Annotated in this window: 24 protein-coding genes; 2 read left to right on the plus strand and 22 right to left on the minus strand. The window is 39.8% G+C overall.

The features are described 5' to 3' along the window. Nucleotides 1-94: 94 nt before the first annotated feature. The 19 genes from mtrB to prsW all read right to left on the minus strand — a co-directional run bounded on the left by mtrB (nucleotide 95) and on the right by prsW (nucleotide 19669). Nucleotides 95-319, minus strand: a complete 225-nt coding sequence (gene mtrB / locus BSM4216_RS09610; protein WP_048623572.1) for a trp RNA-binding attenuation protein MtrB — start codon at nucleotides 317-319, stop codon at nucleotides 95-97. A gap of 30 nt (nucleotides 320-349) precedes the next feature. Next, nucleotides 350-919: a GTP cyclohydrolase I FolE gene (gene folE / locus BSM4216_RS09615; protein ID WP_003355148.1), complete on the minus strand. Its 570-nt coding sequence runs from the start codon at nucleotides 917-919 to the stop codon at nucleotides 350-352. Between the two features lie 550 nt (nucleotides 920-1469). Next, entirely contained in the window at nucleotides 1470-1742 is a 273-nt protein-coding gene (locus BSM4216_RS09625) for an HU family DNA-binding protein (RefSeq protein WP_003355150.1), read from the minus strand. A gap of 502 nt (nucleotides 1743-2244) precedes the next feature. Continuing rightward, nucleotides 2245-3726, minus strand: coding sequence for a stage IV sporulation protein A (gene spoIVA, locus BSM4216_RS09630; RefSeq protein ID WP_048623574.1), 1482 nt, complete (start codon nucleotides 3724-3726; stop codon nucleotides 2245-2247). Nucleotides 3727-3899: 173 nt separating this feature from the next. Then, on the minus strand, nucleotides 3900-4607 hold the full coding sequence (locus BSM4216_RS09635) for a hypothetical protein (RefSeq protein ID WP_048623575.1): 708 nt from the start codon (nucleotides 4605-4607) through the stop codon (nucleotides 3900-3902). 75 nt (nucleotides 4608-4682) lie between these two features. Beyond that, nucleotides 4683-4883 carry a DUF2768 domain-containing protein gene (locus BSM4216_RS09640; protein WP_003355153.1) on the minus strand — a complete coding sequence of 67 codons (201 nt, stop codon included), beginning with the start codon at nucleotides 4881-4883 and terminating at the stop codon, nucleotides 4683-4685. Nucleotides 4884-5508: 625 nt separating this feature from the next. Beyond that, nucleotides 5509-7068: an amidase gene (locus tag BSM4216_RS09645; RefSeq protein ID WP_048623576.1), complete on the minus strand. Its 1560-nt coding sequence runs from the start codon at nucleotides 7066-7068 to the stop codon at nucleotides 5509-5511. Nucleotides 7069-7715: 647 nt separating this feature from the next. Beyond that, entirely contained in the window at nucleotides 7716-8771 is a 1056-nt protein-coding gene (locus tag BSM4216_RS09650) for an NAD(P)H-dependent glycerol-3-phosphate dehydrogenase (protein ID WP_048623577.1), read from the minus strand. 19 nt (nucleotides 8772-8790) lie between these two features. After that, nucleotides 8791-10101, minus strand: coding sequence for a ribosome biogenesis GTPase Der (der, locus tag BSM4216_RS09655; protein WP_048623578.1), 1311 nt, complete (start codon nucleotides 10099-10101; stop codon nucleotides 8791-8793). 223 nt (nucleotides 10102-10324) lie between these two features. Beyond that, nucleotides 10325-10510: a capping complex subunit for YIEGIA gene (locus tag BSM4216_RS09660; RefSeq protein WP_040341891.1), complete on the minus strand. Its 186-nt coding sequence runs from the start codon at nucleotides 10508-10510 to the stop codon at nucleotides 10325-10327. Nucleotides 10511-10512: 2 nt separating this feature from the next. After that, nucleotides 10513-11409, minus strand: a complete 897-nt coding sequence (locus BSM4216_RS09665; protein WP_048623579.1) for a YIEGIA family protein — start codon at nucleotides 11407-11409, stop codon at nucleotides 10513-10515. Beyond that, the gene (locus BSM4216_RS09670) at nucleotides 11402-12019 is read right to left on the minus strand and encodes a YphA family membrane protein (RefSeq protein ID WP_048623580.1); all 618 of its coding nucleotides are present in this window, start codon (nucleotides 12017-12019) and stop codon (nucleotides 11402-11404) included. The genes BSM4216_RS09665 and BSM4216_RS09670 overlap by 8 nt, the downstream gene beginning before the upstream one ends. 785 nt (nucleotides 12020-12804) lie before the next feature. Beyond that, a complete protein-coding gene (rpsA, locus tag BSM4216_RS09680; protein ID WP_003355162.1) occupies nucleotides 12805-13941 on the minus strand; it encodes a 30S ribosomal protein S1 in 1137 nt (378 codons plus the stop codon). A 96-nt stretch (nucleotides 13942-14037) separates the two neighbouring features. After that, nucleotides 14038-14619 carry a lysophospholipid acyltransferase family protein gene (locus BSM4216_RS09685; RefSeq protein WP_003355163.1) on the minus strand — a complete coding sequence of 194 codons (582 nt, stop codon included), beginning with the start codon at nucleotides 14617-14619 and terminating at the stop codon, nucleotides 14038-14040. After that, on the minus strand, nucleotides 14616-15296 hold the full coding sequence (gene cmk, locus BSM4216_RS09690; RefSeq protein WP_003355164.1) for a (d)CMP kinase: 681 nt from the start codon (nucleotides 15294-15296) through the stop codon (nucleotides 14616-14618). The genes BSM4216_RS09685 and cmk overlap by 4 nt, the downstream gene beginning before the upstream one ends. Before the next feature lie 478 nt (nucleotides 15297-15774). Further along, nucleotides 15775-16422, minus strand: a complete 648-nt coding sequence (locus tag BSM4216_RS09700; RefSeq protein WP_169799145.1) for a flagellar brake protein — start codon at nucleotides 16420-16422, stop codon at nucleotides 15775-15777. 118 nt (nucleotides 16423-16540) lie between these two features. Continuing rightward, nucleotides 16541-17887: a germination protein YpeB gene (gene ypeB, locus BSM4216_RS09705; protein WP_003355169.1), complete on the minus strand. Its 1347-nt coding sequence runs from the start codon at nucleotides 17885-17887 to the stop codon at nucleotides 16541-16543. Between the two features lie 12 nt (nucleotides 17888-17899). Continuing rightward, complete coding sequence (sleB, locus tag BSM4216_RS09710; protein WP_244878070.1) at nucleotides 17900-18661, minus strand: spore cortex-lytic enzyme; 762 nt, start codon at nucleotides 18659-18661, stop codon at nucleotides 17900-17902. Nucleotides 18662-18994: 333 nt separating this feature from the next. Continuing rightward, the gene (prsW, locus tag BSM4216_RS09715) at nucleotides 18995-19669 is read right to left on the minus strand and encodes a glutamic-type intramembrane protease PrsW (RefSeq protein WP_048623584.1); all 675 of its coding nucleotides are present in this window, start codon (nucleotides 19667-19669) and stop codon (nucleotides 18995-18997) included. Nucleotides 19670-19776: 107 nt separating this feature from the next. On the opposite strand from prsW, the gene BSM4216_RS09720 reads away from it, so the two are divergent. Together BSM4216_RS09720 and BSM4216_RS09725 are read left to right on the plus strand one after the other, a co-directional pair. Beyond that, the gene (locus tag BSM4216_RS09720) at nucleotides 19777-20754 is read left to right on the plus strand and encodes an asparaginase (protein WP_082142305.1); all 978 of its coding nucleotides are present in this window, start codon (nucleotides 19777-19779) and stop codon (nucleotides 20752-20754) included. Nucleotides 20755-20856: 102 nt separating this feature from the next. Beyond that, nucleotides 20857-21273 carry a CBS domain-containing protein gene (locus BSM4216_RS09725; protein ID WP_048623585.1) on the plus strand — a complete coding sequence of 139 codons (417 nt, stop codon included), beginning with the start codon at nucleotides 20857-20859 and terminating at the stop codon, nucleotides 21271-21273. Between the two features lie 216 nt (nucleotides 21274-21489). On the opposite strand, the gene BSM4216_RS09735 is transcribed toward BSM4216_RS09725, so the two are convergent. From BSM4216_RS09735 to BSM4216_RS09745, 3 genes are all read right to left on the minus strand, one after another. Next, the gene (locus tag BSM4216_RS09735; protein WP_048623587.1) at nucleotides 21490-22812 is read right to left on the minus strand and encodes an MFS transporter; all 1323 of its coding nucleotides are present in this window, start codon (nucleotides 22810-22812) and stop codon (nucleotides 21490-21492) included. Nucleotides 22813-23379: 567 nt separating this feature from the next. After that, nucleotides 23380-24354, minus strand: a complete 975-nt coding sequence (locus BSM4216_RS09740) for a YpdA family putative bacillithiol disulfide reductase (protein ID WP_048623588.1) — start codon at nucleotides 24352-24354, stop codon at nucleotides 23380-23382. A gap of 688 nt (nucleotides 24355-25042) precedes the next feature. Then, nucleotides 25043-25636, minus strand: coding sequence for an adaptor protein MecA (locus tag BSM4216_RS09745; protein ID WP_048623589.1), 594 nt, complete (start codon nucleotides 25634-25636; stop codon nucleotides 25043-25045). Nucleotides 25637-26484 lie beyond the last annotated feature (848 nt).

The following is a 26484-nucleotide window of genomic DNA, read 5'->3' on the forward strand; positions in this document are numbered from 1 at the left end:
TCGCCTTTTAATTACGAACAGCGGTTGGATGAAAGAAAACATGCTGTTTTTCTTTTAAATGAAAAACAGCTTGCTCTTCTTTCTATTTCATCTTTTATTCATCGACCCCGCTTTTTAGCTGGCCAACATTCGTCCATATTTCCGCACGCCCCCGTACTTTGATAGCGGACGTGTGTTCTGTAAATTGCGCGATCATTACTTCGCCTGCATCTAATTTTTCCGAATGGTGAAAACGAGTATCGGTTCCTCTTGTTAAGCCGATGACGTTTACTCCGTTTTCCAACGCTTTGATGACCACATAATCACTTTGATTGACCATTCCACTCTCGCTTCCTTCATGGTGAAAAGTTTATTTGATAAGAGCCAATACTTCAGCACGTGCTTGAGCATCTTGTTCGAAAATCCCTCGAACAGCAGTCGTAACCGTTTTAGATCCTGGTTTCTTGACTCCTCGCATCGTCATACACATATGCTCAGCTTCTACGACCACCATCGCTCCATGCGGATCTAATTTTTTCATGATGGCCTCTATGACTTCATCTGTAATTCTTTCTTGAAGCTGCGGACGTTTGGCCACTGCTTCTACTGCACGAGCAAGTTTGCTTAAGCCCGTTACTTTTCCGTTCTTTGGTATGTAAGCAACATGAGCCTTCCCGAAGAAAGGGACAAGATGATGTTCACACATCGAGTAAAAAGGAATATCTTTGACAAGGACTAACTCCTCGTGGTCTTCGCTAAAGATGGTTTCAAAATACTCGCCGGGATCTTGTCTTAAACCCGAAAAGACTTCCTGATACATTCTTGCCACCCGTTTTGGTGTATCAATCAACCCTTCTCGTTCGGGATCTTCTCCGATTGCTTCTAAAATCAAGCGCACAGCTTGTTCAATTTGTGTCAAATTGACTTCTGTTTTTTGCATGTATAGAACCACTCCTAAAGGTATTTTCATTCGCAAGCATATGCTAATCTTCATAATAGCACACGAATAGGAAGGGGGCAAAGAAGCAATTTGCGATCTAGAGGGATTCTTTTTGCCGATTGAAAATGAAAGACAACCAAAAAGACTTTTATGGATTTGGATTAGCTTTTTCCTTTCGATAAATGTTTTATCTTTCAAAAAGTCCGTTTCCATGAGAATGAAACCCTTTAAACTATTTCAAAGCAGCGAAGATTTATGGTTTGTGCATCCCACGATTCGTTTAAGACTCTTCCGCTGCAGAAACGGCTTTTTATAATCAGTTTCTCCTATTAGGACTGCTTATCTTTGCAGAACTACCGCTTCTTAAAATGAGATACAGTGCTTTCATAAGCGGAGATTTTCTCATCTTCTTCCAATGATGGTTCGTTGGACCAATCGGGCTTTTAGCGGCACTGTCTTTCACCTGTAACTTCTTTCGCCTGCTTAAAGCGGGACAAAAAAAGAAGACTCGAAAGTACGAGTCTTCTTTCTATACCCGGCACTTATGTACTCACTTGACAGCATCCTTCAATGCTTTACCAGGTTTAAATGCAGGCACTTTGCTAGCTGCGATTTCAATTTCTTCTCCTGTTTGAGGGTTGCGTCCTTTACGCGCAGCACGTTCGCGAACTTCGAAATTTCCAAATCCGATAAGTTGAACTTTATCTCCGCTAGCCAGAGCATTTTGGATAGCAGTAAACACCGCATCCACCGCTTTTGTCGCATCTTTTTTAGAAAGTTCAGCTGCTTCTGCAACTTCGTTGATTAGTTCTGTTTTATTCACACCAATCACCTCCTCCCAAAATTAACAATGCACTTCTGCTTATTTTTCATTTTTACGCATTTTTTCCGTTTCTAAACAAACTTTATGGGAGAAACGCTGTAGAATTCATGTTTATCACATCAATTCTGTTAAAAGATTATCACATAAGAATTGCCATATCAAGCACAATTCTTTTATTTCGGTCAATATTTCCTTAACAATATTTCCTTAATCATACATAAAGGATTTGTTCCAATACTCTATTGATTTTTTGCGGTTTCCATTTTTATACTCTTTATCGCTTTTATTGTCAAGTCATACTGGAATACAAATTGGGGAAAAGATTAAATTAAAAAAAATCGTCATACATAAATACTCGACACATTAGCTTGTTTTAAAGTCCGATTGGCCATAGCCTTGTTGGCAAATAACGGGCGCCCTTCTATCGTTCAACCGTTAAAACGCTTTATTGGCATATACCGAGTCAAAATGTAAATAAAAAAAGACCTCCCACATAAGAGGCCTAAAGTATAATGGCTATAAGTCCTCCGGAACCTTCGTTAATGATGCGTTCCAGCGTCTCTTTCAGTTTATAGCGGGCATTTTCCGGCATTAATGATAGTTTCGCCTGTATGCCTTCTCGAACAATCGAACTTAAACTTCTGCCAAATATATCGGAATTCCAAATGGATAACGGATCATCTTCAAAGTCTTGCATCAAATACCGGACCAATTCTTCGCTTTGTTTTTCCGTTCCAATGATCGGAGCAAATTCTGATTCAACATCCACTTTAATCATATGAATGGATGGGGCGACGGCTTTTAGCCTGACACCGAATCGCGACCCCTGCCTGATAATTTCCGGTTCGTCTAAACTCATATCCGTTAAAGACGGTGCGGCGATGCCGTATCCGGTTTGTTTCACCATTTTCAAAGCATCAGCAATTTGATCATATTCCGATTTTGCATGAGCAAAATCTTGCATCAATTCCAACAGATGATCTTTTCCCCGCACTTCCACACCGACAATTTCTTTCAATACTTGATCATATAATTCATCGGGTGCATATAAATCTATTTCCGCAACCCCTTGCCCCATATCCATTCCTGCCAAACCGGCTCTTTCAATAAATTCGAGCTCGTCAAATTGCTGAACAACTCGTTCCACATCTCTAAGCCGTTTGATATCTTTCACCGTTTCTTTCACGGCTTCTTGGTAATTTTCCCGAAGCCAATGATCTTCCTTCAATACCATGACCCAACTAGGCAGATTAACATTCACCTCAAGCACAGGAAATTCATATAATGCTTCACGTAAAACACTTAAAACGTCGCCTTCCCGCATATTTTCCACCGACATGGACAATACGGGAATATCATATTTTTCGCTAAGCTCTAAGCGAAGCGCTTCCGTTTCCGGATGATAAGGCCTCGCAGAATTGACAATCATGATAAATGGTTTCCCTACTTCTTTTAATTCATCGATGACGCGCTCTTCTGCTTCAATATAATCAGCGCGCGGGATTTCTCCAATACTTCCATCTGTCGTAATGACAACACCAATCGTTGAATGTTCTTGAATGACTTTTCTTGTACCAATTTCAGCTGCTTCATGGAAAGGAATCGGCTCTTCATACCACGGAGTGCTGATCATTCTCGGTCCGTCGTTTTCATCTTCATATCCTTTTGCCCCCGGAACCGTATATCCAACGCAATCTACCAAGCGAATGTTTACTTCAAGCCCCTCATCAACGCTCACTTTCACCGCTTGATTCGGAACAAATTTCGGCTCGGTGGTCATAATCGTTTTCCCTGCCGCACTCTGTGGAAGTTCATCTTGAGCACGAGCCCGGTCTGCTTCACTTTGAATATTCGGCAATACAACAAGTTCCATGAATTTTTTTATAAAAGTTGATTTTCCCGTACGGACCGCTCCCACTACCCCTAAGTAGATATCTCCGCCGGTTCTTTCTGCAATATCTTTAAAAAGATCTACTTTTTCCAAAAGGATTCCCTCCCAACATTCATTCCAGGGATGATATTCTGGTATATATGTCTTCTATATATGTGTATGACATTGTCCCACTTTGTTATGACTGCAAAATAAGATGTACTTTCTAATAATGCAATAAAAAACCCTCTTCCCTACAATATATTTGCAAAGAAAAGGGTTAGAACCTATTTTTTCATAAATACCGGTTCATTTTTTTCATTAACGGTATAGGGCAATGAATAAGCGGGAACGAAAAATGAATGCTGCGTTAATAACGGTCGTATATCTTCTCCCGGCTTGTATGTATGTTTGTTGTTTTTCAAGGCCTCATACAAGTCCATACGATAATCGACATAAATCTTTCCGTCTCCGGTAATGACGAGTGGAAGATTTTTTTGAGAGTAGGGGCTCGTAACCATTGGTTCTTCTTTATAGCCGAGTTTTTTATAATCAAGAGTATAGACATTTGGCGCGATTTCTTTTTTAAACGGTGGATATCCGTGAGATTGAATACGTATTTCCAATTCCCTTATGGTTTCCGCAATACGCAAATCAAAGATTTTGACAACAGGTTTTTTCTCTACATCCAACAATACGTATTGAAAGATCCCGCCGTTTTCGTACGAATTCCCCGGAGGTTCCGGCAAATATTGAGGAACTAATTTTTTAAAATCAATTAAATATTTTTGATAGATTGGAACATTCTCATCTTTTGTTTGAATGGGAAGGATGCCTCCGTTTTGTTTTTGAAACTGTTCAACGGCTTTTTGAACGGATTGAATTTGTTCTTGATAAGGGACTTTATTCTCTGCTTTCTCTTCATCCGGAAACATGCATCCATCTAAAAAGAAAACAGTTGTGAGCAATAAAACAGATATGAGCAACTTCCTCAATCGAAAACTCCCTTTCTATGTCAAAAATCCAACGTTAATAAAGCGGATACGAATAAATGAAAATTCTTTTTCTTTCTAGCCGACAGGGCCGCTGAAAACAACATAGATCATCATGATGCCGCCAAGAAATAAAAATATGTAGGCAAAAAAAGCAACAAGAAATCGAAGAAACTTAAATTTCATTTTATATCGGCTGACATAAATAGCGAACACAGAAAGAATCATGAACCCCATCGCAAGAAAGGATATCCACATTTTAATCATGCCTGGTGACATGGAATATCTCCTCCTATTTTTCCAAATATAGTATATCACGCTACGAGTATATTTCATAGAATTTTCGTTATTTTTCAAAAATATTTTTGCTGCATTTTTCCTTTGCCGATTCAGATAAAACAAAACGATGGTTTGAAAACATTGCATTTCAGTACCATTCGTGATCTTTATGATGAAACGATCGTCGGTTATGTTCTTAAACATTCTATAATAATAAGTTTATGTTGGATACTCTTGATCAAGAGCTTTTGTATGATTTCCTGATGAACATCCACTTATTTTATCTCGATTGTAGGTGCGGGCAACTTCGCATGGATGAAAGAGAAAGATGAAGAAAGCAAATCGGACTCACAGTATGTCCCGGGTTGGGTTGGGAGATGTATAGATTTAATCCAATGGAATCTTTTTGGAGACACATTCACGGGGAAAGGTACGATACCTTGAAGGATGATCTACAACGGCTGAAAAATATACATGCGATTTTATAGCCACGAAAGAATATAACAACAATTAAACGGCCTCACACCACTGAAATATAGGGCTTAAGGCCGTTTAAACTTTTTATTATTTTTCACTGGCTGCTGGTTCAAAAAGCGTTTATCGTGCTTTTCATGTTAACAAGGACTTAATATTCCGGATACAATACAGGGGCTTTTCGATGTTTTGTAGCTTGTTCGTAAGCATAAGCCATTCCAATCAGTTCGCCTTCACTCCACATTTTGCCGAAGAAGGCCAATGCAAACGGCGATCCGCTTTCATAATAGCCAGCCGGAACGGTAATCAGCGGTAAACCGCTTATATTGATTTCAGATATGGTGGTAGATTGCACAACATTTTCCTGAATCGACGGAATGGCTGTTGGCATTTGTGGATAGACAAATCCGTCAAGACCTTTGTCTTCCATTACTTGATGAATCATTCTAAGCAATTCCCCCTTTGTTTCGTAAAATTCACTCAAATCCGGCAAAATGCTGTGATCCGCTTCAGCTGTTTCAGCATTCACATAATCGTGAACTAAAGCAAGCGGGCCATCTTCAGTCCAAGGAATACTTTTTGCTTTATCAAACACTGTTTTGATCGAAAGAGAAGGATCCTCCGGATTTAAATGTTTAAGGTATTTTTCCAAGTCGTAGAAAAAGGTTTCCAGCCCAAGACCCACTAAAGCCGACGGACCACCTTTAGATGATACATATTCAGCAAGTCCGGTTCCTGCAAAAGGATCCTCAACAACTTCCGCACCTTGGGCTTTTAATACTTCAATGGCCGCCAAATACAATTTTTGGGTTTCCGCTGAAAGTTCTTGTGTACGCCATCCCGGTCCGTATAATCCTAAACGTTTACCTTGTAAAAAATTCTTATCAAGAAAAGAAGTGTATCCGTTTTCAGGAATATTTCCAATTGAAGAAATGGTTTTTGGATCTTCTTTTGAATACCCGGCCATCACGCTTAGCATAAGCGCTGCATCTTGAACCGTACGAGCGTGTGGTCCTAACACATCGCGAGTCGTTCCTCCTAGGGGAGTGACCCCGACATTCGGTATTAACCCAAAAGAAGGCTTAATACCGACTAAAGCTTGAGCTGCAGCAGGAACTTGAATGGATCCGGCCGTTTCCTCAGCGACGCCAAGGACCGCAAAGTTTCCTGAAACGGCAGTCGCGGTACCACTACTGCTTCCTCCTGGTGAAATCGAGCGGTTTACTGCATTATATGTGGGCCCGTCCCAACTATTGTTTGCATTATAAGCACAGCTAAAAGCCGGAATATTGGTTTTTCCTAGAATGATAGCACCCGCTTCTTTCAATCTTGCAACGACCGGCGCATCTTTCACCGGCATTAACTCGATTCCACCAGATTCCTTACAAAGAGGAGCCCAGCCAAACGTGGAAGGAAACCCTGCAACATCCACCGCTTCCTTTATGACAATAGGAATTCCTGCCAGAGGTCCAAGTTCTGCTCCTTCTTCACGCAGCCGGTCAATGTTTTTAGCATCCTCAAGAGCATTAGGATTCATGAAGGTAAAAGCATTATAAAACTGTTCCAATTCATGAATTCGATCAAGGTAAGACTGAACTACTTCTTGAGCCGTATATTCACCATTTTGATACCCAGCTATAAGTTCTTCTACTGTGACTTCTTCAAAAAGGAAATCTTTTTCGTTTGACTTCAATAAAGTACTTTTTTTCAATAGTTTTCACACCTTTTCTAAATAATCTATCACTTATCGAAACCTTTCTTGATTATATTTTAAAATCTTCATACTATTTTTAATATTTATTTGTCAGATAATCTGACATAAATATAGTGAAGATTATTTTGGATGGCGAGTTCAAAGAGAAGGAAGCACAGAATTCGGCTGAGTCTTCAGAATCCCAGCTGCCGTTTTCGTTCCCGAAGTGAAAAATCGGACATACACATTAAATAAAACTTGCCATTCCGTTCAACTCCATTAATAAAAAAAACAAATAAAAAATCTCCTCGATGCATTGCTTTCGAGGAGGTTTTGATCAAATGATTCCTGTTTTGTTCATTGCCAAGAGACTTTTTCAAGAAAGTACAACCGGGGAATATCCCCGGTTAGAAAGACGACCCATCCTTTTTATAAAGCCTGCTTTCTCATAGTATCGTATGAGTAGAAACTAGATGTGCATCCTTCTAAAGCCCAAATGATCATAAATTCTCTTGAATTTCCGCTTTTTTTGCCGACAAGTCTCGGTATCTTGTTTCAAATGAAACGAGAGTGGCAACAACCTATTGAAGTTCCCCGCTTAATCCCTTTATCGCCGCGTAATGGTTTCATTCGATGGACATCGTTGGGGCAAAAACCAAAACACATTACTCATTCATTCTTGCATCTAAAATATCGGACAAGTCTTCCATTTCATGAGTTCTCATTCTGGTCATCAATTCATCCACAGCTTTTTTCGGGTCATAGTTATGAAAAAGTACTTGATAAAGGGCAGTTGTAATAGGCATTTTCACATTATAATTTTGAGATAATTGATAAGCCGCTTTGGTTGTTCTTACCCCTTCTACCACCATTCCCATGTTTTCGAGCACTTCGTTTAAATTTTTTCCTTTTCCAAGTAAATTCCCTGCCCGCCAATTTCGCGAGTGGACGCTTGTACATGTAACAATTAAATCACCGAGCCCGGCCAATCCGGAAAAAGTTAAAGGATTGGCCCCCATTTTTGTTCCCAGACGGGCTATTTCAGCTAGCCCTCGCGTGATAAGAGCCGCTTTGGCATTATCTCCGTACCCTAAACCATCCGAAATACCTGCTGCAAGCGCAATGACATTTTTTAGCGCTCCTCCAATTTCTACGCCGATCATATCCGGGTTCGTATAAACACGGAAATGCTGATTCATAAACAGTTTTTGGATTTTCTCGGCTGCTTTTATATTTTTTGAAGACACCGTCACAGTCGTCGGCTGACGCTGACTTACTTCTTCTGCGTGACTCGGTCCTGACAAGACGATTAGATCCGTTAACAAACGAGAAGGCATTTCTTCTTCAATCATTTCCGAAATTCTCATAAGCGTATCGGGCTCAATCCCTTTACTGACATGGACGAGAGTAATCGGTTTTTTTAAAACCTCGACCATTTGTCTGACAACTTCTCGAATCGCCTTTGTCGGCACTGCCAATACAATCAATTCAACACCGTTCAGCGCTTCTTCCATGGAGGCGAATCCTTTTATGTTTTCGGGCAATATGACATTCGGCAAATATTTTTTATTCGTATGATGTTCATTGATTTCCATGATTTGTTGTGGATTATGGCCCCAAAGCCGTACATGGCATCCATTATCCGCAAGTACCATGCTCAAAGCGGTTCCCCAACTGCCTGCACCGATAACGGTAATCGTGTCAATATTCGTCTCATTCATGCTTTTCACCTACTTTTGGTTATTTCCGAGATCTCGCAATGATTTTAATAGGCGTTCCTTCAAATCCAAATGCATCTCTGATCCGATTCTCTAAAAAACGTTCATATGAAAAATGCATTAATTCAGGATCATTGACGAAGATAACAATAGTCGGCGGTTTGACTGCCACTTGAGTCGCGTAAAATATTTTTAGCCGCCGTTGATTCTCAGTAGGAGTAGGATTCATCGCCACGGCATCCATTATGACATCATTGAGCACGCTGGATTGAACGCGCATCGCATGGTTTTCACTCACCATGTTTATAACGGGAAGAAGCGTATGAAGACGTTTCTTTGTTTTAGCTGACACAAATACGATCGGCGCATAATCCAAAAATAAGAAATGACTGCGTATCTTTTTTTCAAATTCATTCATCGTTTTCTCGTCTTTTTCAACCGCATCCCATTTATTAACGACGATCACAATTCCTCTCCCCGCTTCATGAGCATAGCCGGCAATCTTCTTATCTTGCTCTCTTATCCCTTCTTCTGCATTCAACACGACTAATACAACGTCTGAACGTTCAATTGCTCTAAGAGCACGCAGCACGCTGTATTTCTCCGTTGATTCATATACTTTTCCTTTTTTCTTCATGCCGGCTGTATCGATAATCACGTACTTTTGACCGTTATACGTATAAGGAGAGTCCACCGCATCTCTAGTGGTGCCGGCGACATCGCTCACAATCACTCTTTCTTCCCCTAAAATAGCATTGACTAAAGAAGATTTTCCTACATTTGGCCGGCCGATTAAGCAAAATTTAATTACATCATCATCGTACTCTTGCTGAGAAGACTTCGGAAAACGTTTCACCACTTCATCCAGCAAGTCTCCAAGTCCAAGACCATGGGCGCCGGAAATAGGAAATGGCTCTCCAAAACCAAGAGCGTAGAAATCGTAAATTACATCCCTCATATCCGGATTATCGATCTTATTGACAGCCAACACAACCGGTTTATTGGAACGATACAAAATTTTAGCCACTTCTTCGTCAGCTGCTGTAACCCCTTCTCGTCCATTGGTCAAAAAGATGATGACATCCGCCTCATCAATGGCGATTTCCGCTTGCTGGCGAATTTGTTCGAGAAAAGGTTCATCACCGATCTCAATCCCACCGGTGTCAATAATATTAAATTCATGAGTCAGCCATTCAGCAGAGCTGTAAATCCGGTCTCTAGTAACACCCGGAACATCTTCCACTATTGAGATTCTTTCCCCAACAATACGGTTGAAAATAGTGGATTTCCCCACATTTGGCCTCCCCACGATCGCTACAACCGGTTTTGCCATTTATATCATCCTTTCACAGTGGTTATAGAAAATATTCCATTCATTTTTTGTCCATCATTCAATCTAAAGACATGTCCATTTTAAGAGAAAGCACAGCTGGAAGGAAGACTCCCGTTGAGTCTGTCGATTTTTTATCAATTAAGAACAAAACCCTTCCGAAAAAGAAGGGCTCAACTTCACCATTTTAGCAATAATGCACAAAACTAGCAATGGCGATTAGAATCTAATGCCTCACGATAATAAATATCTCTTCGGTCAGCTGGTGGGCAATTCCATCCAATATAGCCTCTAAATTCGTGGCGATGACTTCCATCTCCTTTTGATCCTCGCAGTGAAAAACAGTCGTGCCGGACGGAACTTTTTTGGGATTCGTGGTCACGGCAGCCAAAATGAAATTTTCAATCATCATTGTCATTTTTGCCGATCCCCCTTTTGAATGGCATTTGACTCACTCGGCATTCGAATCGCGTTTTCAAGTGTCGGGACCTCTTTTAAAATACGGATGGCTTTTTCCTTGTTTTTTTCTTGCGGCAACACAAAAACAGCCACTTGGCCGTTATTCAGGTCCCTTTTAGCCAATGGAACTAACGCCGGCGTTCCGGAATCCCGGATAACCCCCATAGCGGTAGAAATATCGTGTAATATCGCTTGTCTCTGTCCGAGGTTGGCAATCGTTGTGCGCGCATTAAAATTTTTTGGCGTCAAAATAAATCCCATGCCGTATTTCAATACTTCCTTTTGCCTTTCAGGAAGTCCTATATTCATAATATAAATATCTCCCACATACAAGCCTGCCCCTTTCATATGCGGCTCAACGTATTCAATATGAACGATATCTCCCAGTTTTCCGCCAGCCATTAATTTTCTTGAAATCAACAAACATACAAATGCACCGATAAGTGCGACATAGAAGTGAAAGACAACATACAAAAGCGTTGTAGTGAATGAAGTTAAAATCACGAGGTAATTTCTACTTTCGAAAGCAACAGCAATTCCTTCGATATAAGTAGCGCCCCTTGGCACTAGTTCTAATTGGTCGATGGTTGTCAACGTATTTCGTTCCATATTCCGAACATCACGAAATTGTTGAGCAGCTAACGATAAGAATGTAATAGCTGTAAAATCTTTTTCCATAATCGCCGGTATCGCGACTGAACCTAAGGCTGAAGCAATAAATCCCATGGAAATATGAATAATTTTTCCGTGCAGATAGGTCGGATATTGACGGTAATCTGTTTTTAACATGTAAATCCTGGTTAATGTTCCGGCAACCACACCGAATATCACTGGATGCACATACTCATTCATAAGTTTGCTTCTCCTTTACTGGCAAAGATTTTACGTGGAATAAAGATTTGAGAATCCGTAATTCATGGATGCCAACCATGATTAGCATGGAAAAAGAAAAAAAGTCTAAAAACCAGCTATCCCCTATTTTATAAGGCAAGGATGCTTCTTGGCTAAGGACCTTAAACAATAACCATTCTCCCGCTAAAAACCCCATATAAGCAGAGATCATTCTATTTTTCCAAAGTCGAGGGTTAGGATAGATCGCAAATTGAATGAGCAGAACAAGGATCACAATATACCATTTGACGTCGACTAAAAACCAGGCCCTTTCATACATTTCAAAAAGCTTTATCCCCGCGAATACCATAGCGGTCATCAACGCGGATATACAGAATGAAAACAGTTGTATGAATGGATATTGTCGAATGGCGAAACATCCAATCGCTGTCAGTAAAAGATAAGAAAACGATACTTCAGCATGATCGATTGTGATAAATTTTCCCGCTCCAATACAAAGCAGCAAGCTCATAATGCTTATTTTCAACCGTAAAGGATGAGATTTATCCATAAGAAAGGTAGCCGTTATCCATATACCCCAGCATACGGATAAAAAAATTACGTACTCCATCATTCGCCCTCCTATTGTTACCATTATGGGAAAGGATTATGAATTTCATTCATTGGAAGAGTTCACGGTTTTCGTCATTTCCTTCATACTAAGGAGGGAAGAGATAGAGAAAACAACAAAGATAACATTTCTTAATGGTAAAAGCCAGGATTCATCAAAAGCCCCGCTTTCCGATTTCCAATCTATTGGAAAATCGAATTATTCGAAATGATGATCGTCCAATGCGAACGAATGCGTTTTCTTGGAATGGAAGGAATTGTTTCTTTTTATCCTCATGAACAGAAGATGAACGAATACTGACCTATCCGAAACGAAAAACTAAAAAAAGGGGGTCCCAAAATCTCCTTTTAAACAAGGAAACCCGACGAGATAAAATTTTCTCGTCGGGTTTTTTCTATTCGGGACTTTCTTTTTGAATCAGGCTGTTTTCTTCCTCCTGTTTCAAAAAGTGATAAGAGATGACAGAGCAGCCCGAATTCGATGTGTACCTTATCCGGCTTTTGCAAATAAAATCTGCGGAATGACTGATTGCCTTTGATATGACCGAACGAATGAATGGGAAAAGCGAGTTTTTGTCATTTGTCAAAGTTGCTTTTTACTGTGACGGTCGAAAAATGTGGGAGACTGTTCCGGGGAAGCGAGCCGGGCGAGGAGCGAAAGAAAAGACTTGCGGATCGTCCGCGGAAAACGAGCAGATTGCGATCCCGAGATTTACATAAAAAAGGGATGCCCCTCAGTCATTTTGCTGACTTTTGGGCATCCCTTTTCCCTTCGAGCAATAGGATTTATTTAAGACCTTTTAGTTGGTCGCCGATTACTTCACCCAACTGAAAACCTTTCGATTCTTCCGGCAATTCAAAAGAATCATTTGTATCGACAGGTTCATTTTCTAATTCTTTTATGCTTAAAGAAAGACGTTTTTCTTTTTCATTTACATCCAACACTTTTACTTCCACTTCTTGGCCTTCGCTTAAAACTTCATGCGGCGTGCCGATATGTTTATGGGAAATTTGCGAAATATGAACGAGACCTTCCACCCCAGGGAAAACTTCGACAAAAGCGCCATAAGAAACAAGACGTTTAACGGTTCCTTTTAAAACGGAGCCGACAGGTGCTTTTTCTGCAATATTTTCCCAAGGTCCCGGAATGGTTTCTTTAATGGACAATGAAATGCGTTCATTGTCTCTATCGACAGAGAGTACTTTTACTTTGACAATCTCGCCTTCTTTTACCACATCAGAAGGTTTTTCTACATGTTCATGCGATAATTGCGAAATATGAACAAGACCGTCCACTCCACCTATATCGACAAACGCTCCAAAGTCCGTCAGCCTTTGTACTTTTCCTTCCAGTACGTCACCAGGCTGAATTTCATCCAAAAGTTTTTTCTTCGCTTTTTGTTTTTCTTCTTCCACCACTGCCCTATGGGAAAGAATCAGCCTATTTTTTTCTTCGTCCAACTCTACAATTTTGAAAGTCAGTGTTTTTCCTTTGTAGTCTTCAAAATCTTCTACATAATAATCTTCTACCAACGACGCCGGAACAAACCCGCGTACGCCTAAGTCAACCACGAGGCCGCCTTTTACAACTTCTTTTACTTCGGCTTCAAATATTTCGCCGTTTTCAAAGCGCTTACGCATCAAATCCCAAGCCTTTTCTGCATCCACTTTCCGTTTCGAAAGAACATACAGATCATCTTCTTCTTTCGTAATTACTAATTCAAGCGTATCTCCTACATTTACTGCATCCGATGCTTTTTCTATGTGTAAACTTGACAGCTCGCTAATAGGAATAATACCGTCTTTTTTACTGTTTTCAATTTCTACTTGCACTTGTTTGTCTTCAACTTTTATAACCGTTCCTTTTACTTTGTCTCCCACATTCAACGGGGAAATTTCGAGACTATTCAAATCCTCTGTCATAAAGTACTCCTCCTTAATACGAGACTGCGAAAAAATGAAAAAAAACCTCTTTTTACTAACTTCTAACAAATGCTGTCATTTGTCAAGCATCTCGCATTAGCGATTTTCATTTAAAAGCTGCTGAATATGCGTCATGATCAGATTTGTCGCCTCTTCAGGAGATGCTTTTTTTTCTCGCAATTCCGACATATCAATCGGTTTCCCGTAAATCACTTTTACTTTTTGAAATATTCTATAGCTGCCAATGATGGCACAAGGAATGACTTGAGCATTTGTCCTCAAGGCAAAATAACCGGCTCCGGCCAGACCTTTTCCTAATTTGCCTGTCTTAGAGCGGGTTCCCTCCGGAAACAGACCTAGAACTTTTCCTTCCTTAAGTACTTTCAAACCCGTTCGCAACGCTTCTCTGTCGTTTCCTCCTCTTTTTACAGGGAAAGCATTGAGCTTTTTAATGATGCCGCTTAGAATCGGTACATTGAAAAGTTCAGCTTTTGCCATAAAGGAAATGGGGCGTGGACAAGTTACTCCTAAAATAGGAGGGTCCATATTATCTATATGATTGGAACAAAGGAGAACACCTCCTTGTTCAGGAAAGTGTTCCAATCCTTTAACTTCCACTCTATACATTTTTTTTAAGATAGGAGATACGATCCGCTTTGCAAACGCATAAAACGTCACTTCAATCGAACCCTTTCTTTTACAAGCTCCATGATATGGTCTACCACTTCCTCAATGGACAAGGAAGTCGTATCTAATTCGATTGCGTCATCCGCTTTTTTTAAAGGAGAGGCCTCTCTTTCTGAATCCATCTTATCGCGCAAAGCAATTTCTTTCATTAATTGGGCTAGATCCGATTCAAATCCTTTTGCTAAATTTTCTTGATGTCGTCTTTTAGCCCGTTCCTCAACAGTGGCCACTAAAAAAATCTTGACTTCGGCGTTTGGAAGCACATGAGTGCCAATGTCTCTTCCATCCATGACGATTCCGCCTTTTTGGGCTAATTCCCTCTGCCTTTCCACCATTTCTTTTCTGACTAATGGATGCTTGGAAACAGTGGAGACATGTTTTGTCACTTCGTGAGATCGTATTTCGTCCGTAACATCCGTTCCGTCTAATAAAACGTGTTGTGCTGCATTCCCTTGGATAAGTTCGATATTAGTATTGTTTAAAATCTCCGCTAAAGCTTGTTCATCTTCCAGATCCGCTCCTAACTTTAGCGCCTTATATGTAAGAGCTCTATACATCGCTCCTGTATCTATGTATAGGTATGATAACTTTTTAGCAACCAATTTCGCGACGGTGCTTTTTCCGGCAGCTGCCGGCCCGTCAATTGCAATTTGAATCTCTTTCACCATATTTTCACCTTCTCACAATCAGTCAAGTCTATTTTATCATAACGATGTTATAAAGTATGAATTGAAAAAGATGTAAAGTCAAAGCAAAACATAACACAAAAGCAAGCGAACTCTTTCTCTTAAAGCTTACTTTTCTTTATACACTAATGTTAATTCGTCCAACATTCGTGTCCAATCGCCAACAAAAGAATCTCCCGGTGCGAAGAGAAAAAAGAATGCTTCGCCGGGAGATTCTTTTACTTTTGGGGCAAACGGGGGATATAATGAGGCACTCTCCAGCATGTATCCGAAGGCTGGCAACTTCTCCAAACGTTTCACAATAAAAACAAAAATGTTTTTTCCATTTTCCTCCTTCGAACTATCGAAGGTGAACCACCATTTGTTTCGAATTCACAGCGAGGATGAAAAGCATTTTGAAAGTCATTTTTCATCATTGCTGCCGCGCATCCAGTCCATATTCAACAACATTAGAATATCACTATTCGAGCAGACCTTTTTTTCTTAATAATAACTGTCTTTCAAAACTAAAACGGAGCAAAAGCTGGCGCTCAAAAGCAGTCGTATCGGAAAATTGAATATAAGCAATGGAATTATGGCCTTCATCCGAAACTCTGACGATTTCACCTTTTAATTTTAAATAATGAAATTCACCGGACTGCATTGGCAACACCATCAATATATTCAATTGTTCTTTCTGCTTCAAATCCAGATGTTTAGGAATGATTACAGCGGCCCCTCCTGCGCTTATGTCCTTTGTAATGGTGGCAAAAACTTCATCGCTCCCCTCTTTCGAAATCGAGACATCTACAGAAGTTTCCACCCGAACGAACCGACGCCGTTGAATCCGTATATATTTTTCTTCGCCCGGATCTTGTATGACCATGGTCGGGATTTGTTTTATTTCTTTTCCGATCACCGTTGTCTGAAAAGTATAGACTGAATTTTTTTCCGCAATAAACGTAACTTTGAACATTGTTCCGTCCATAAAAAAGCGAGATTTATTTGTCTCCAAATGGACTGGATAATCAACGTAAAGTATACCGGGGCCTTTATCGACTACCCGGCATTTATAAAGTTCTTCATTTTCATCGACCGTCTTCAGCGTTAATATTGACCCGATTTCCAACATTCCATCACCTGTTTCCTCAAAAATCCATCTTTATTATGCCATGAAAAAGATGAGGAATCTATAAGGAAATGCGGAATGCCGACTTCAACGACTGATAAAGAAAATCTCGTTTCATTTATAAAACATCATTGTAAATAGGTTCTGCGTTTTCTAATTTTTCCACTTTCTCTTCGTCTCCTGTTTCAGCATTAATATAAATGCGGTACGTATCTTGATCAAGCGTTCCCAAAAATTCATAGCACAGCACTTCTTCATCCAAATCATTGTTGATCACGGCAAGGCGGCTCTCTTCAATTTTCACATTGCTGTGAATCATTTTTTTCGCATCGCTGACTGATAGTTTCGGCTTTGGAAGTTGTCGCTTATGATGATGATTTAAATAGTCGGAAGCGACTAGTCCCATCACCTCGCCATTATCAAGGGCCACTTTGATTTTCACTGCTTCCGGGTAGATCCTTACTCCATTTTGGTTGGAAACGAAAGTGAACACCCCGATATGATCATACTGAGCGCTGTCCACTCCCTCCAGATTTTGAAAGTGATGTTTTTTTAAAAATCTTTGGGCTGTTAAATAAGCTTCATTTAAACTCAGTTTTTGATTCGCCACGTCTCTGTTCACCATATACCAAATCGGATAACCGCCTTTTTTCGTTACATCCATAGTGCCTTCAGCTCCGTCGCTTTTAAAAGAAACGCTATAAAATCCAAATTCCGAACCATCCCCGTTTTTGGTTACTTTCACATTCGATATGTTTGAAGAAGGAGAAAACGATTTGGCAATCTGGACAGCCTCTTTTCTGGAAATTTCTTTTCCCGGAAGCTGATCGAATTGCGGCTTTTTCGCTTTTGTCGAAATAGAAGTCACGCCGTTGACATCTTCTTCTCCATATCCCCCTACTGTTTTCTCAACGGTCTTAAAACCGTCAATAATCGTATTGTCGGAGGCTTCTTTGCCATTCGCAAGCGCCATTTCGACGTCCATCCAGCGAAGATTGTTTTTCAATACCATGTGCTGGACTTGGCGCAGTTCATTTTGAATGTCGGCCGACTGTTTATATAACTTTTTCAATTGACTGTACTCTTGTTCTGAAAGAGGTTGCTTATTCAAATCGCGGATCGCTGTTCGATAGCTGAAGTTTCCTATGTTGGATAGAAATTCTTCGGTTTTATTAAACGGAAGCAAAGAAAGCGGCAGTTGTCCAACGTCGGTATGAGCTTCAGAAGTCAACCTCCACACATCCGCCAAAGCAGGCGATAACTGTTTCTGTGAATTCATGGCCAACGTGGCTCCAATTTTGTCATGGAGCATGTCTACTTGGTACGTCAAATCATGAAAAGCTCGTTGATAATTATTTTCGGCGTTGATCAACACAGCGTTTTTTTCTTTATGCTCTTGGTATCCCCAAAGAACCGTACCGGCAAGTCCCAATGTCAAGATGACAACTAAAATGTATCTGATCATTTTTCCACCCCTTTACCGACAGAAAATATGTTTACCAATTTGCTTGATTTGCGGACGCGACCAAATCCATTTGCTCGTAGCCGTGGCCGGATTGAAATAATAAATCGCTCCATCGCTTGGATCCCATCCATTAATCGCATCCAGTACAGCTCTTTTGGCTGTCTCATTTGGAGTCAGCCATATTTGTCCGTCTGAAACGGCGGTGAAAGCTCCAGGTTCGAAAATGATACCGGAAATCGTTTTTGGAAAAGACGGATGTTCCAGACGGTTTAAAATGACAGCAGCGACTGCTACTTGTCCTTCATAAGGCTCTCCTCTTGCCTCGCCATACACCGCGTTTGCCATCAGTTGAATATCATTTTGAGAAAAACCAGGCGGAGTGTTTGCTGCAGTAGGTTTTATTTGGCCGCTGCCACTATTTTTCGTTTGCTCGGTTCCCCCGTAATAGGTAAAATTTTTTCCTTTGTAAATTTGTTCTTTCACATAGTTTTCATCGTATTTGGAAGCTTTTACAAGTTTTTGTTTCGTTGTGTCACCCACCAATCCGTCGACCGGCAGACCAAATGCATTTTGAAAATTTCTTACCGCCCAATAAGTTCCCCACCCGAAAACTCCATCAATTTTTCCACGGTAATATCCAATATATTGAAGCCGTGCTTGAAGTTCGATCACATCATCACCAAATGCTCCTCTTTGAATGACCTGGTTGGAAAAAGCATTTGCTGTAAGATTTTGACAAGGAAAAAAAATAATGAAACTTAAAATAACCATCATCCGACCCATTAAAAGGATCCATCTCCAACTTTTCATGTCGCAAACCTCCAAACCCTGTTTTAACATTAACCCTATTTTTCGTTATCCTTGTCTTTTTATTCCAAACTTCCAACAACAAAAACTAGAAAGAGTTTCAAATCTTTCCATATTGAGATGACAAGGAAATCTTGCCGACTATCCTGAACTCATTTTTCACTTGAATCGTCTTTAACTCGTTCTTTTCAGATCCTTTTCCGGAAAAAAGCAGCCTCTAAAAAGACAAAAAAAAGAACGATACACCGCGTATCGCCTTTAATGCCATTCATCTTATTTCTCACTCAAAACAAGAGGAGTCTATTTTGACAACAGACCTTTTTTATAATGTTCTGTCACAATGCGAGCATCTTTAACTTTTTTGAGACCGAGCCACCATAAAAACAGCATGAACGGTATGATGACATACATCCATGTCTCCTTTAAAAATAATATATAATCGTAAAGCCCATGAAGTACAAAAGGCAAAAACAAAGAAAGAAACAAACCTGTTCGTTTTTTTCCAGGGCTAAAAAATTTCGATTTTCCCAAATAATAGCCCATTATGACTCCAAAAAGAGCATGGCTGGAAACCGGAAGCAAAGCTCTCGAAAAAGCAAACTCAACTCCATTTGCGATCAAATATAAAATATTTTCTACAGTGGCAAACCCTAATGACACACTAGTTGCATACACAATGCCATCATATGGCTCATCAAACTCTGCATGTCCGTATATGGCATAAAATAAAACAAGCCACTTAAACAATTCTTCAATCATTCCCGATGAGAAAAAAGCTTGCAAAAAGTCAGAATGAACGATTCCTTCCGCGGAAAACACATATTGAATAAACATGACGGGCAAGGTTAAAAAGCCGCCGTAAATAAACATTTTCAAGACCATCAGTAAAGGTTCTGTTTCAAATTGGTCTTTTAAATAAAAATAACAGAGGAGCGCTAGACCGGGAGCAATTCCGGCGGATAAAACAGTAAGCATACATGGTCCTCATTTCTATCTGTTTAGTTTCATGTTAAATTTATCATGTAAAGAAAAGAAATGAAATGATTTTCTATTTAAAAAATTGTAGGTAGGAGGTTTTTCGGTTGAAAAAAACGATATTAGTCATTCATACCGGAGGAACCATTTCCATGCAAGAAGATAAGAAGACAGGAAATGTTCTTCCTCGGCAAAAAAATCCCTTGACAGAAGCTGAAAAAATATTGAACCAATATGCCAATATCATCACCGAAGAACCATTTCAACTTCCATCTCCTCATATTACGACAAAAGAAATGTATGAACTGAAACGCTTGATTGAAGAGAAGCTGAAAGAACATTCGATGATTGAAGGGGTTGTGATCACCCACGGAACAGATACGCTGGAAGAAACGGCCTATTTTCTGGACCTTACCGTCCAAACTTCTATTCCCATTGTGTTCACCGGAGCCATGCGGTCAAGCAATGAAATCGGGGCAGACGGACTATACAATCTGATTTCTTCCATTAAAGTGGCGTCATGCGAGGAGGCAAAAGACAAAGGAGTATTGGTCGTCCTAAATGATGAGATTCATACCGCCAAAAACGTTACCAAAACTCATGCAAGCAATGTTTCAACTTTTCAAAGTCCTCAATACGGTCCGATCGGCATCGTCACGAAAAGAGCGGTTCTTTTTCATCATACGCCCGTTTCCAGGGAACATTATCCGATTTTGGACATTTCTCCGAAAATCGGATTACTTAAAATTCATTCCGGCATGGATTCGAGTTTGTTTTATGCGTTAAAAGACTTAAATTATGATGGCGTGGTCATTGAAGCGCTCGGACAAGGCAATGTACCTCCTGCTACCGTTCCCGGAATTAAAAGCCTTGTGGAAGCGGGAATTCCGGTCGTTCTTGTTTCTAGATGCTTTAACGGAATTGCTGAGGATGTGTATGCCTATGAAGGTGGAGGGAAACAATTAAAAGATTTGGGCGTTATTTTCTCGAATGGTCTGAACGGCCAAAAAGCCCGGATCAAATTGCTTATCGCTTTGTCCATTACGAAGGATGTTCAAAAAATTGAAGAAATGTTTCAATTGTAATCAACGGAGTCAGAGTCAGGCCGCAAGGAAAGAATTCTTTGAATAGGTTTGAATACGCAGCAAATACTATGTATGCACTACACCATTAAAGGAGGAAATGTCATGAAAGTGCGTGATATCATGTCATCCAATATTGAAAGCTGCTCTAGTCAAGATTCCTTGCAAACAGTGGCCTCTAAAATGAAACAATTGAATATCGGTGCCCTGCCGGTCGTAGAAAACGGCCAAGTAACTGGAATGATTACGGACCGCGATGTAACTATCCGTGCGGTAGCTGATGACAATGCCAACAAAAATGTAGAGCAAGTCATGACTCATAATGTCGTTTCAGTCAGTCCTGACGCTTCTGTTGAAGAAGCGGCTCAATTAATGGCACAACACCAAATCCGCCGTCTTCCAGTCGTAGAAAACGGTCAAATTGTCGGCATGGTTGCTCTTGGCGACCTATCCGTCAGCGAAAAGTCGAATGAAAAAGCTGGAGAGGCACTCACTCAAATTTCTCAGCAAAATTTACAATAACGCCCATAATATTGTCATAGGGGTTCCCATATAGGGAGCCCCTGTTTGTTATGGCGTTTTCCATTTTGAACAAAGCGGTTGAGTCGCTTATCTATTATTCATATTTTATTTTAAGCGTAAAAGCCATGGATCATGAAGAGATTCTGCCGACGAATCATTTCCGAAATATATCTCAACATCTCGATTCATTCACAGACAGATCTAAATATCCATTCCTCAACCTTCGATCTTAGATATCTTCGAACGAGCATCAAACTGCAGTTCTTTATCTATCTCTTGATTCGATCTGTCTTTCACTGTCCATATAGCAATCGAACTGATCAATGCAGCCAAAATGATATAAAGAGCAACTGGTACATATGATTGATGAAATTCAGCTAATAAAGCGGTTGCCACTAATGGTGCTGTCCCCCCTGCAATTGCCGCTCCTAGTTGATAGCCTAACGAAATGCCTGTATATCTTATTTTTGCTGTAAAGATCTCTGAAAACAACGTGCCTTGGACAGCATTAATCGATCCCCAAATCACACCGAGACCGATGACCGTTGCGATAATTAATAGCGCTACAGATTTTTGTTGAAGCAACCAAAAATATGGAAACGCATACAAAATAGTCGAAACAATTCCACTAACGTAAATCGGTTTACGTCCAATGCGATCAGACAACATTCCAATGAAAGGAGCTAAAATAGTGGCAGTGACTGAACCAATAAGAACAGCGGTTAAAGCAGACGTTTTACTAAAATGTAAATTGGCAGTGGCATAAGAAACAACAAACGTACCAAATATATAAAATGGTGCCGTTTCCACTACTTTAGTACCCATTGCAATGAATACTTCTTTCCAATGATAGCGAAGAGTATCCACTAATGGGATTTTGGAAACTTCTCCTTTTTCTTGGGCTTTCTTAAAGGATGGGGTCTCTTCAATTCCTTTTCTAATCCATAACCCTAAAATAACTAATATCGCACTTAATAAGAAAGGAACGCGCCATCCCCATGACATAAAATCTTTTTCCGGCAGCAGCGTCATTACTGAAAGGGCTAGCGTGCCTAATATCAACCCTACTGAAATACCCATTTGTGGAACACTGCCAAACAATCCTCTTTTATCTTTTGGAGCATATTCCACGGCTAATAAAACGGATCCTCCCCACTCTCCGCCAAGCGCTAAACCTTGTATAAATCGTAAGCAAGTTAAAAAGATAGGAGCCCATATTCCAATCACTTGATAGGTGGGCAGTATCCCCATGCCAAATGTTGAAATCCCCATCAAGCTAAGCGTTAAGACCAACGTTTTCTTTCTCCCGAGTTTATCTCCTATATGGCTAAAGATAATCCCGCCAACAGGTCTTAGAAAAAACGCTAAAGCAAATGAAGTATAGGCGAATAATAAACCGATCGTGGGGCTTTTGCTGACAAAAAAGAGCTGATTAAAAACTAGCGATGCCACGGTTCCGTATAAAAAATAATCAAACCATTCAATGGCACTGCCAACTATGCTTGCAATTAAAACTCTCCACATACTTTTCTCCATCATTCTCTCCCTTTCCTTTGTTCATATCAAATATGAATATTCTTATTTTTTTGCTGATAATAACGTTATAACTTCTTGCTTTTTTATGTCCTCCCCCCTTGTTTACTTTGACTCATCATTACAGGTTAACTGGTCATCTGATGACCTGGTTATAAAAATGTTTTTTTTTATACTATCATACTCATTTTGTTGTTTAAAGATGTTTTTTGCAATTTTTTTAAAATTAGAAATAATGTGGGTCGCACAATTCATCCAGCATGGATCAACAAGAAAAGAACCTTTTTAAACAATACAATCTGGCGAGGGCATTTTCACATCTTACGATTTAGGAGAATGATTTTGCAAACACTTTAAGATTTCATCGCCATTCGGTTTTGCAGTAATCCCTATTTTATAGGGTACTGTGTCCCGAATCATCAATGAAAGTCGAATGTCCAACGGAAATAGTCAAGTACATTCCTATGTAGAATGACCATGTCTTTTCATTTCAGGAAACAGCAAAAGGACAAATGAAACCAATGATACCATTTGTCCTTTTCATTCTATGAAACTAGCAGATGGTCGCATTGTTTAGCTTGCTTGTTCTTTTTCTGCAATCGCCGCCGCTATGAGTTCGCCATGAAAACGGCCATTTTCTATAAAAATTTCATTGGCATTGTTCCCGGCAGCAATCACGCCTGCGATAAAGATCCCTTCAACATTCGTTTCCATCGTATCGGGATTATAGTTTGGCCTTCCTGTTTCCGGTATAATCTCCACTCCCATTTTGCTGATGAATTCATGGTCAGGATGATACCCGGTCATGGCGAATACAAAATCATTTGCGATTTCTTTATCAATACTTCCAACCGTATATAGAACTGAGTTTTGCTTGATCTCTTTCACATGGGCGTTGAATTCCATCACAATTTCTCCATGACGTATCAAGGAATCAAATTCCGGCAAAATCCACGGTTTTATACTTTCCGAATATTGTTTTCCTCTGTATAAAACCGTCACTCTCGCTCCTGATTTATGCAGCTCCAATGCAGCATCAACAGCCGAATTTTTGCCGCCGATCACGACGACATCAGTGTCAAAAAACGGATGAGCTTCTTTGAAATAATGATAGACTTTGTCCAATTCTTCTCCTGGTATATTCATATAATTGGGATGGTCGTAATAGCCAGTTGCGACAACTACATATGGAGTTTCATACACTTCTTTTGTCGTTTTGACGAAAAAGGTACCGTTCGATTGTTTCGTTACGTCTTTTACTTCTTCGAAACGATGGATGCGAAGCTGTTTTCTTTTCACCACTTCACGATAATACGTTAAGGCATCGTTTCTTTTTGGTTTCCGTTCCACCGTTATAAAAGGAACATCGCCAATTGCCAGTTTATCGCTTGAACTGAAAAAAGTTTGATGAGTGGGAAAACGATAAATCGTATCCACAATATTTCCTTTTTCAATAATGAGTGGGTTTTTTCCTGTTTCTTTTAACGAGATGGCTGCCGCCAAACCGCATGGCCCTCCTCCAATAATGATGCATTCTTCCTTCAACATTCCGTTCCACCCTTTCTCCTACCGTACAACAAAGAAGCGGTACTGCTGATAAAAGTCCATTCAGACGTTTCTTTCGTTCGGATCCTTTAAAACATTTCATATATTCCAAACAATCGAAAAGTATTTGTCTATTTTCGCTCCCGTCATATACAAAATCCCGGTAAATCCAATGTTTTACCCGCATTTCAATCAATATTGTGATGACGAATGAAAAACATTAAATCATTGGCAATTTTTTCAATGCATGGCACTGCGGCTTACCTTCGTGCAAGAAAACAGTTCCTTAAGGATTGCACGTCGCACGGTCGTTCCGTTCACCACTTTATTTTACTGGAAATTTATGTATTGCTTTTTTTCGTTTCATTCGTTTCAAAAGCAGCAAAAATGCAAAATGGCTCTTTTAATCCATTTTGTCCTATCCATCTTCCCATTCTCACGCTACAATTCACGTCATAGTATACACTAGAATCCTTGAAATGCAATCAAAAATCTGGGATTTCGGATCAAAAAGCGGCCATTGGAATTTCATCTTCCCGTTCGCAGGGAATATGTACCTCATTTCCATCATATGTTTTGAATAGATCCCGGTCATTTTTACAAAACATGATTCCTCGCCACATGGAAAAAGCCGAATAAAACAGAAAATAAAAACAGGCTTATAAAAAGAGCCTTTTGGTAAGACTCTTTTTTATCCCGGAAATAATTTATAGACGTTTTCAATCCCTTTATTGGAAAAAATTATTTTTCCGTATTCCTCCAAATAATGAATCGTGAGACGAGATCTCTCTGCATATTCCAAAATAACAGGCTCCAGATTTTTTTTCATCCCTTCTTGAGAATAGTCGACCGCCACATAATAAAAGGGATCTTTCCAAAAAATCCTCGAAGGAATCACCATTCTCATTTTTGCTATACGCTGAGCAAGCTGGATAATCTCTTCAAAATCCGTACATTTATAAATGGAAAAAGGCGTGAACTCTCGTTTCCATCCAGCATGCAACTCTTCAATGGCATCATTTGTATGATCGTCATTATCCAAAAAGTCAAGTGTAAATATGAGTGTTACTTCTTCCTCCGTTAAAGTATGGATCTCAATAGCCACCGGACCATCATACGCAAAATGGTAACGCTTTTCAATTTCTTCAATCAATTCTTCAAACAGTTCATGCCAAAAAAAAGCATCCTCTTCCACCATCTGCTTCTTAGCGAATCCTTTTTCATGCAATTCTTCAAAGGATATCGATAGTTTAACCGTATTTTTTGACAATCGCTCTATATTCATCACATGGCTGCCCCCTGAGTGTGAACTCTTATGAGTATATTATGTTAGGCAGCAAAGATGGTGTCAGAAAGGCTTTATCACTTCGCTTTAAGAAACACTTTTTTCCTTTGGAGTTCATCAATAAATATGTATCTGCCTGATATCCCAACCTCAAAGAAATCATGTCCAAGCCGTTGCCGATCAAAATGATCGAATTTTTACCTCCACATTTTCCTTTTCAGTACTATCCTAAACCCAATCACCCAATTTATTTCCCGTGGGTATACCCACTTAACATCAAGGATACTTTATCCTCTGTCTCCGTATTCATTTAAATATCAGATGATCTATAAAAATTTTCACATCCGTCTGCCGGCACGACTTTGAACGCTCCCCTTTTATTACTTGACAATATTCAATATAAAGCGAAGTTGTGAAAATTTGCAGGAGAGTGGTGTACTGTTTAAAAAGGACGATTCGCAAGAGTGCTGAGCCGTGGTTCCAGTCTATTTTGTATGGAAAAGTAATGATAAAAAGGTAAACAAAAAATGTTTTCATCATTTATTGTATCTATATTCTCTTAATCGAATGGGGATCAATTTTTAGCAGGATTCATGAACGTGTTTGAATGGACAAAACCTTTTGTCAAAATCATTCTGGACTGTCTCCTATTCTTTGCGAGGCGTGACAGTTTTATAAGGCTAAGCCATTCCTTCATATTGTCAGCTCATTTTCCGCCTTTTTGTCACGCCTGCATTTTTAATTTGCAATCATTCGCAATATTCTTGTTTTTTCACCCAAAAATTCCCACAATGATAGCATAACAAGCACAAAAGACGAACATAACACCTGATCTGATCACCTTATTG

This window comes from Bacillus smithii (assembly GCF_001050115.1).
Lineage (GTDB): Bacteria > Bacillota > Bacilli > Bacillales > DSM-4216 > Bacillus_O > Bacillus_O smithii.

Coding starts and splice junctions, on each gene's coding strand:
- mtrB (WP_048623572.1), bottom strand. CDS start 319: ATGGTCAATCAAAGTGATTATGTGGTCATCAAAGCGTTGGAAAACGGA.
- folE (WP_003355148.1), bottom strand. CDS start 919: ATGCAAAAAACAGAAGTCAATTTGACACAAATTGAACAAGCTGTGCGC.
- BSM4216_RS09640 (WP_003355153.1), bottom strand. CDS start 4,883: ATGTCACCAGGCATGATTAAAATGTGGATATCCTTTCTTGCGATGGGG.
- BSM4216_RS09650 (WP_048623577.1), bottom strand. CDS start 8,771: ATGAATGAGACGAATATTGACACGATTACCGTTATCGGTGCAGGCAGT.
- der (WP_048623578.1), bottom strand. CDS start 10,101: ATGGCAAAACCGGTTGTAGCGATCGTGGGGAGGCCAAATGTGGGGAAA.
- BSM4216_RS09660 (WP_040341891.1), bottom strand. CDS start 10,510: ATGATGATTGAAAATTTCATTTTGGCTGCCGTGACCACGAATCCCAAA.
- BSM4216_RS09665 (WP_048623579.1), bottom strand. CDS start 11,409: ATGAATGAGTATGTGCATCCAGTGATATTCGGTGTGGTTGCCGGAACA.
- BSM4216_RS09670 (WP_048623580.1), bottom strand. CDS start 12,019: ATGGAGTACGTAATTTTTTTATCCGTATGCTGGGGTATATGGATAACG.
- rpsA (WP_003355162.1), bottom strand. CDS start 13,941: ATGACAGAGGATTTGAATAGTCTCGAAATTTCCCCGTTGAATGTGGGA.
- cmk (WP_003355164.1), bottom strand. CDS start 15,296: ATGGTGAAAGAGATTCAAATTGCAATTGACGGGCCGGCAGCTGCCGGA.
- ypeB (WP_003355169.1), bottom strand. CDS start 17,887: ATGATCAGATACATTTTAGTTGTCATCTTGACATTGGGACTTGCCGGT.
- sleB (WP_244878070.1), bottom strand. CDS start 18,661: ATGATGGTTATTTTAAGTTTCATTATTTTTTTTCCTTGTCAAAATCTT.
- prsW (WP_048623584.1), bottom strand. CDS start 19,669: ATGCTTACTGTTTTATCCGCCGGAATTGCTCCCGGTCTAGCGCTCCTC.
- BSM4216_RS09725 (WP_048623585.1), top strand. CDS start 20,857: ATGAAAGTGCGTGATATCATGTCATCCAATATTGAAAGCTGCTCTAGT.
- BSM4216_RS09735 (WP_048623587.1), bottom strand. CDS start 22,812: ATGATGGAGAAAAGTATGTGGAGAGTTTTAATTGCAAGCATAGTTGGC.
- BSM4216_RS09740 (WP_048623588.1), bottom strand. CDS start 24,354: ATGTTGAAGGAAGAATGCATCATTATTGGAGGAGGGCCATGCGGTTTG.
- BSM4216_RS09745 (WP_048623589.1), bottom strand. CDS start 25,636: ATGAATATAGAGCGATTGTCAAAAAATACGGTTAAACTATCGATATCC.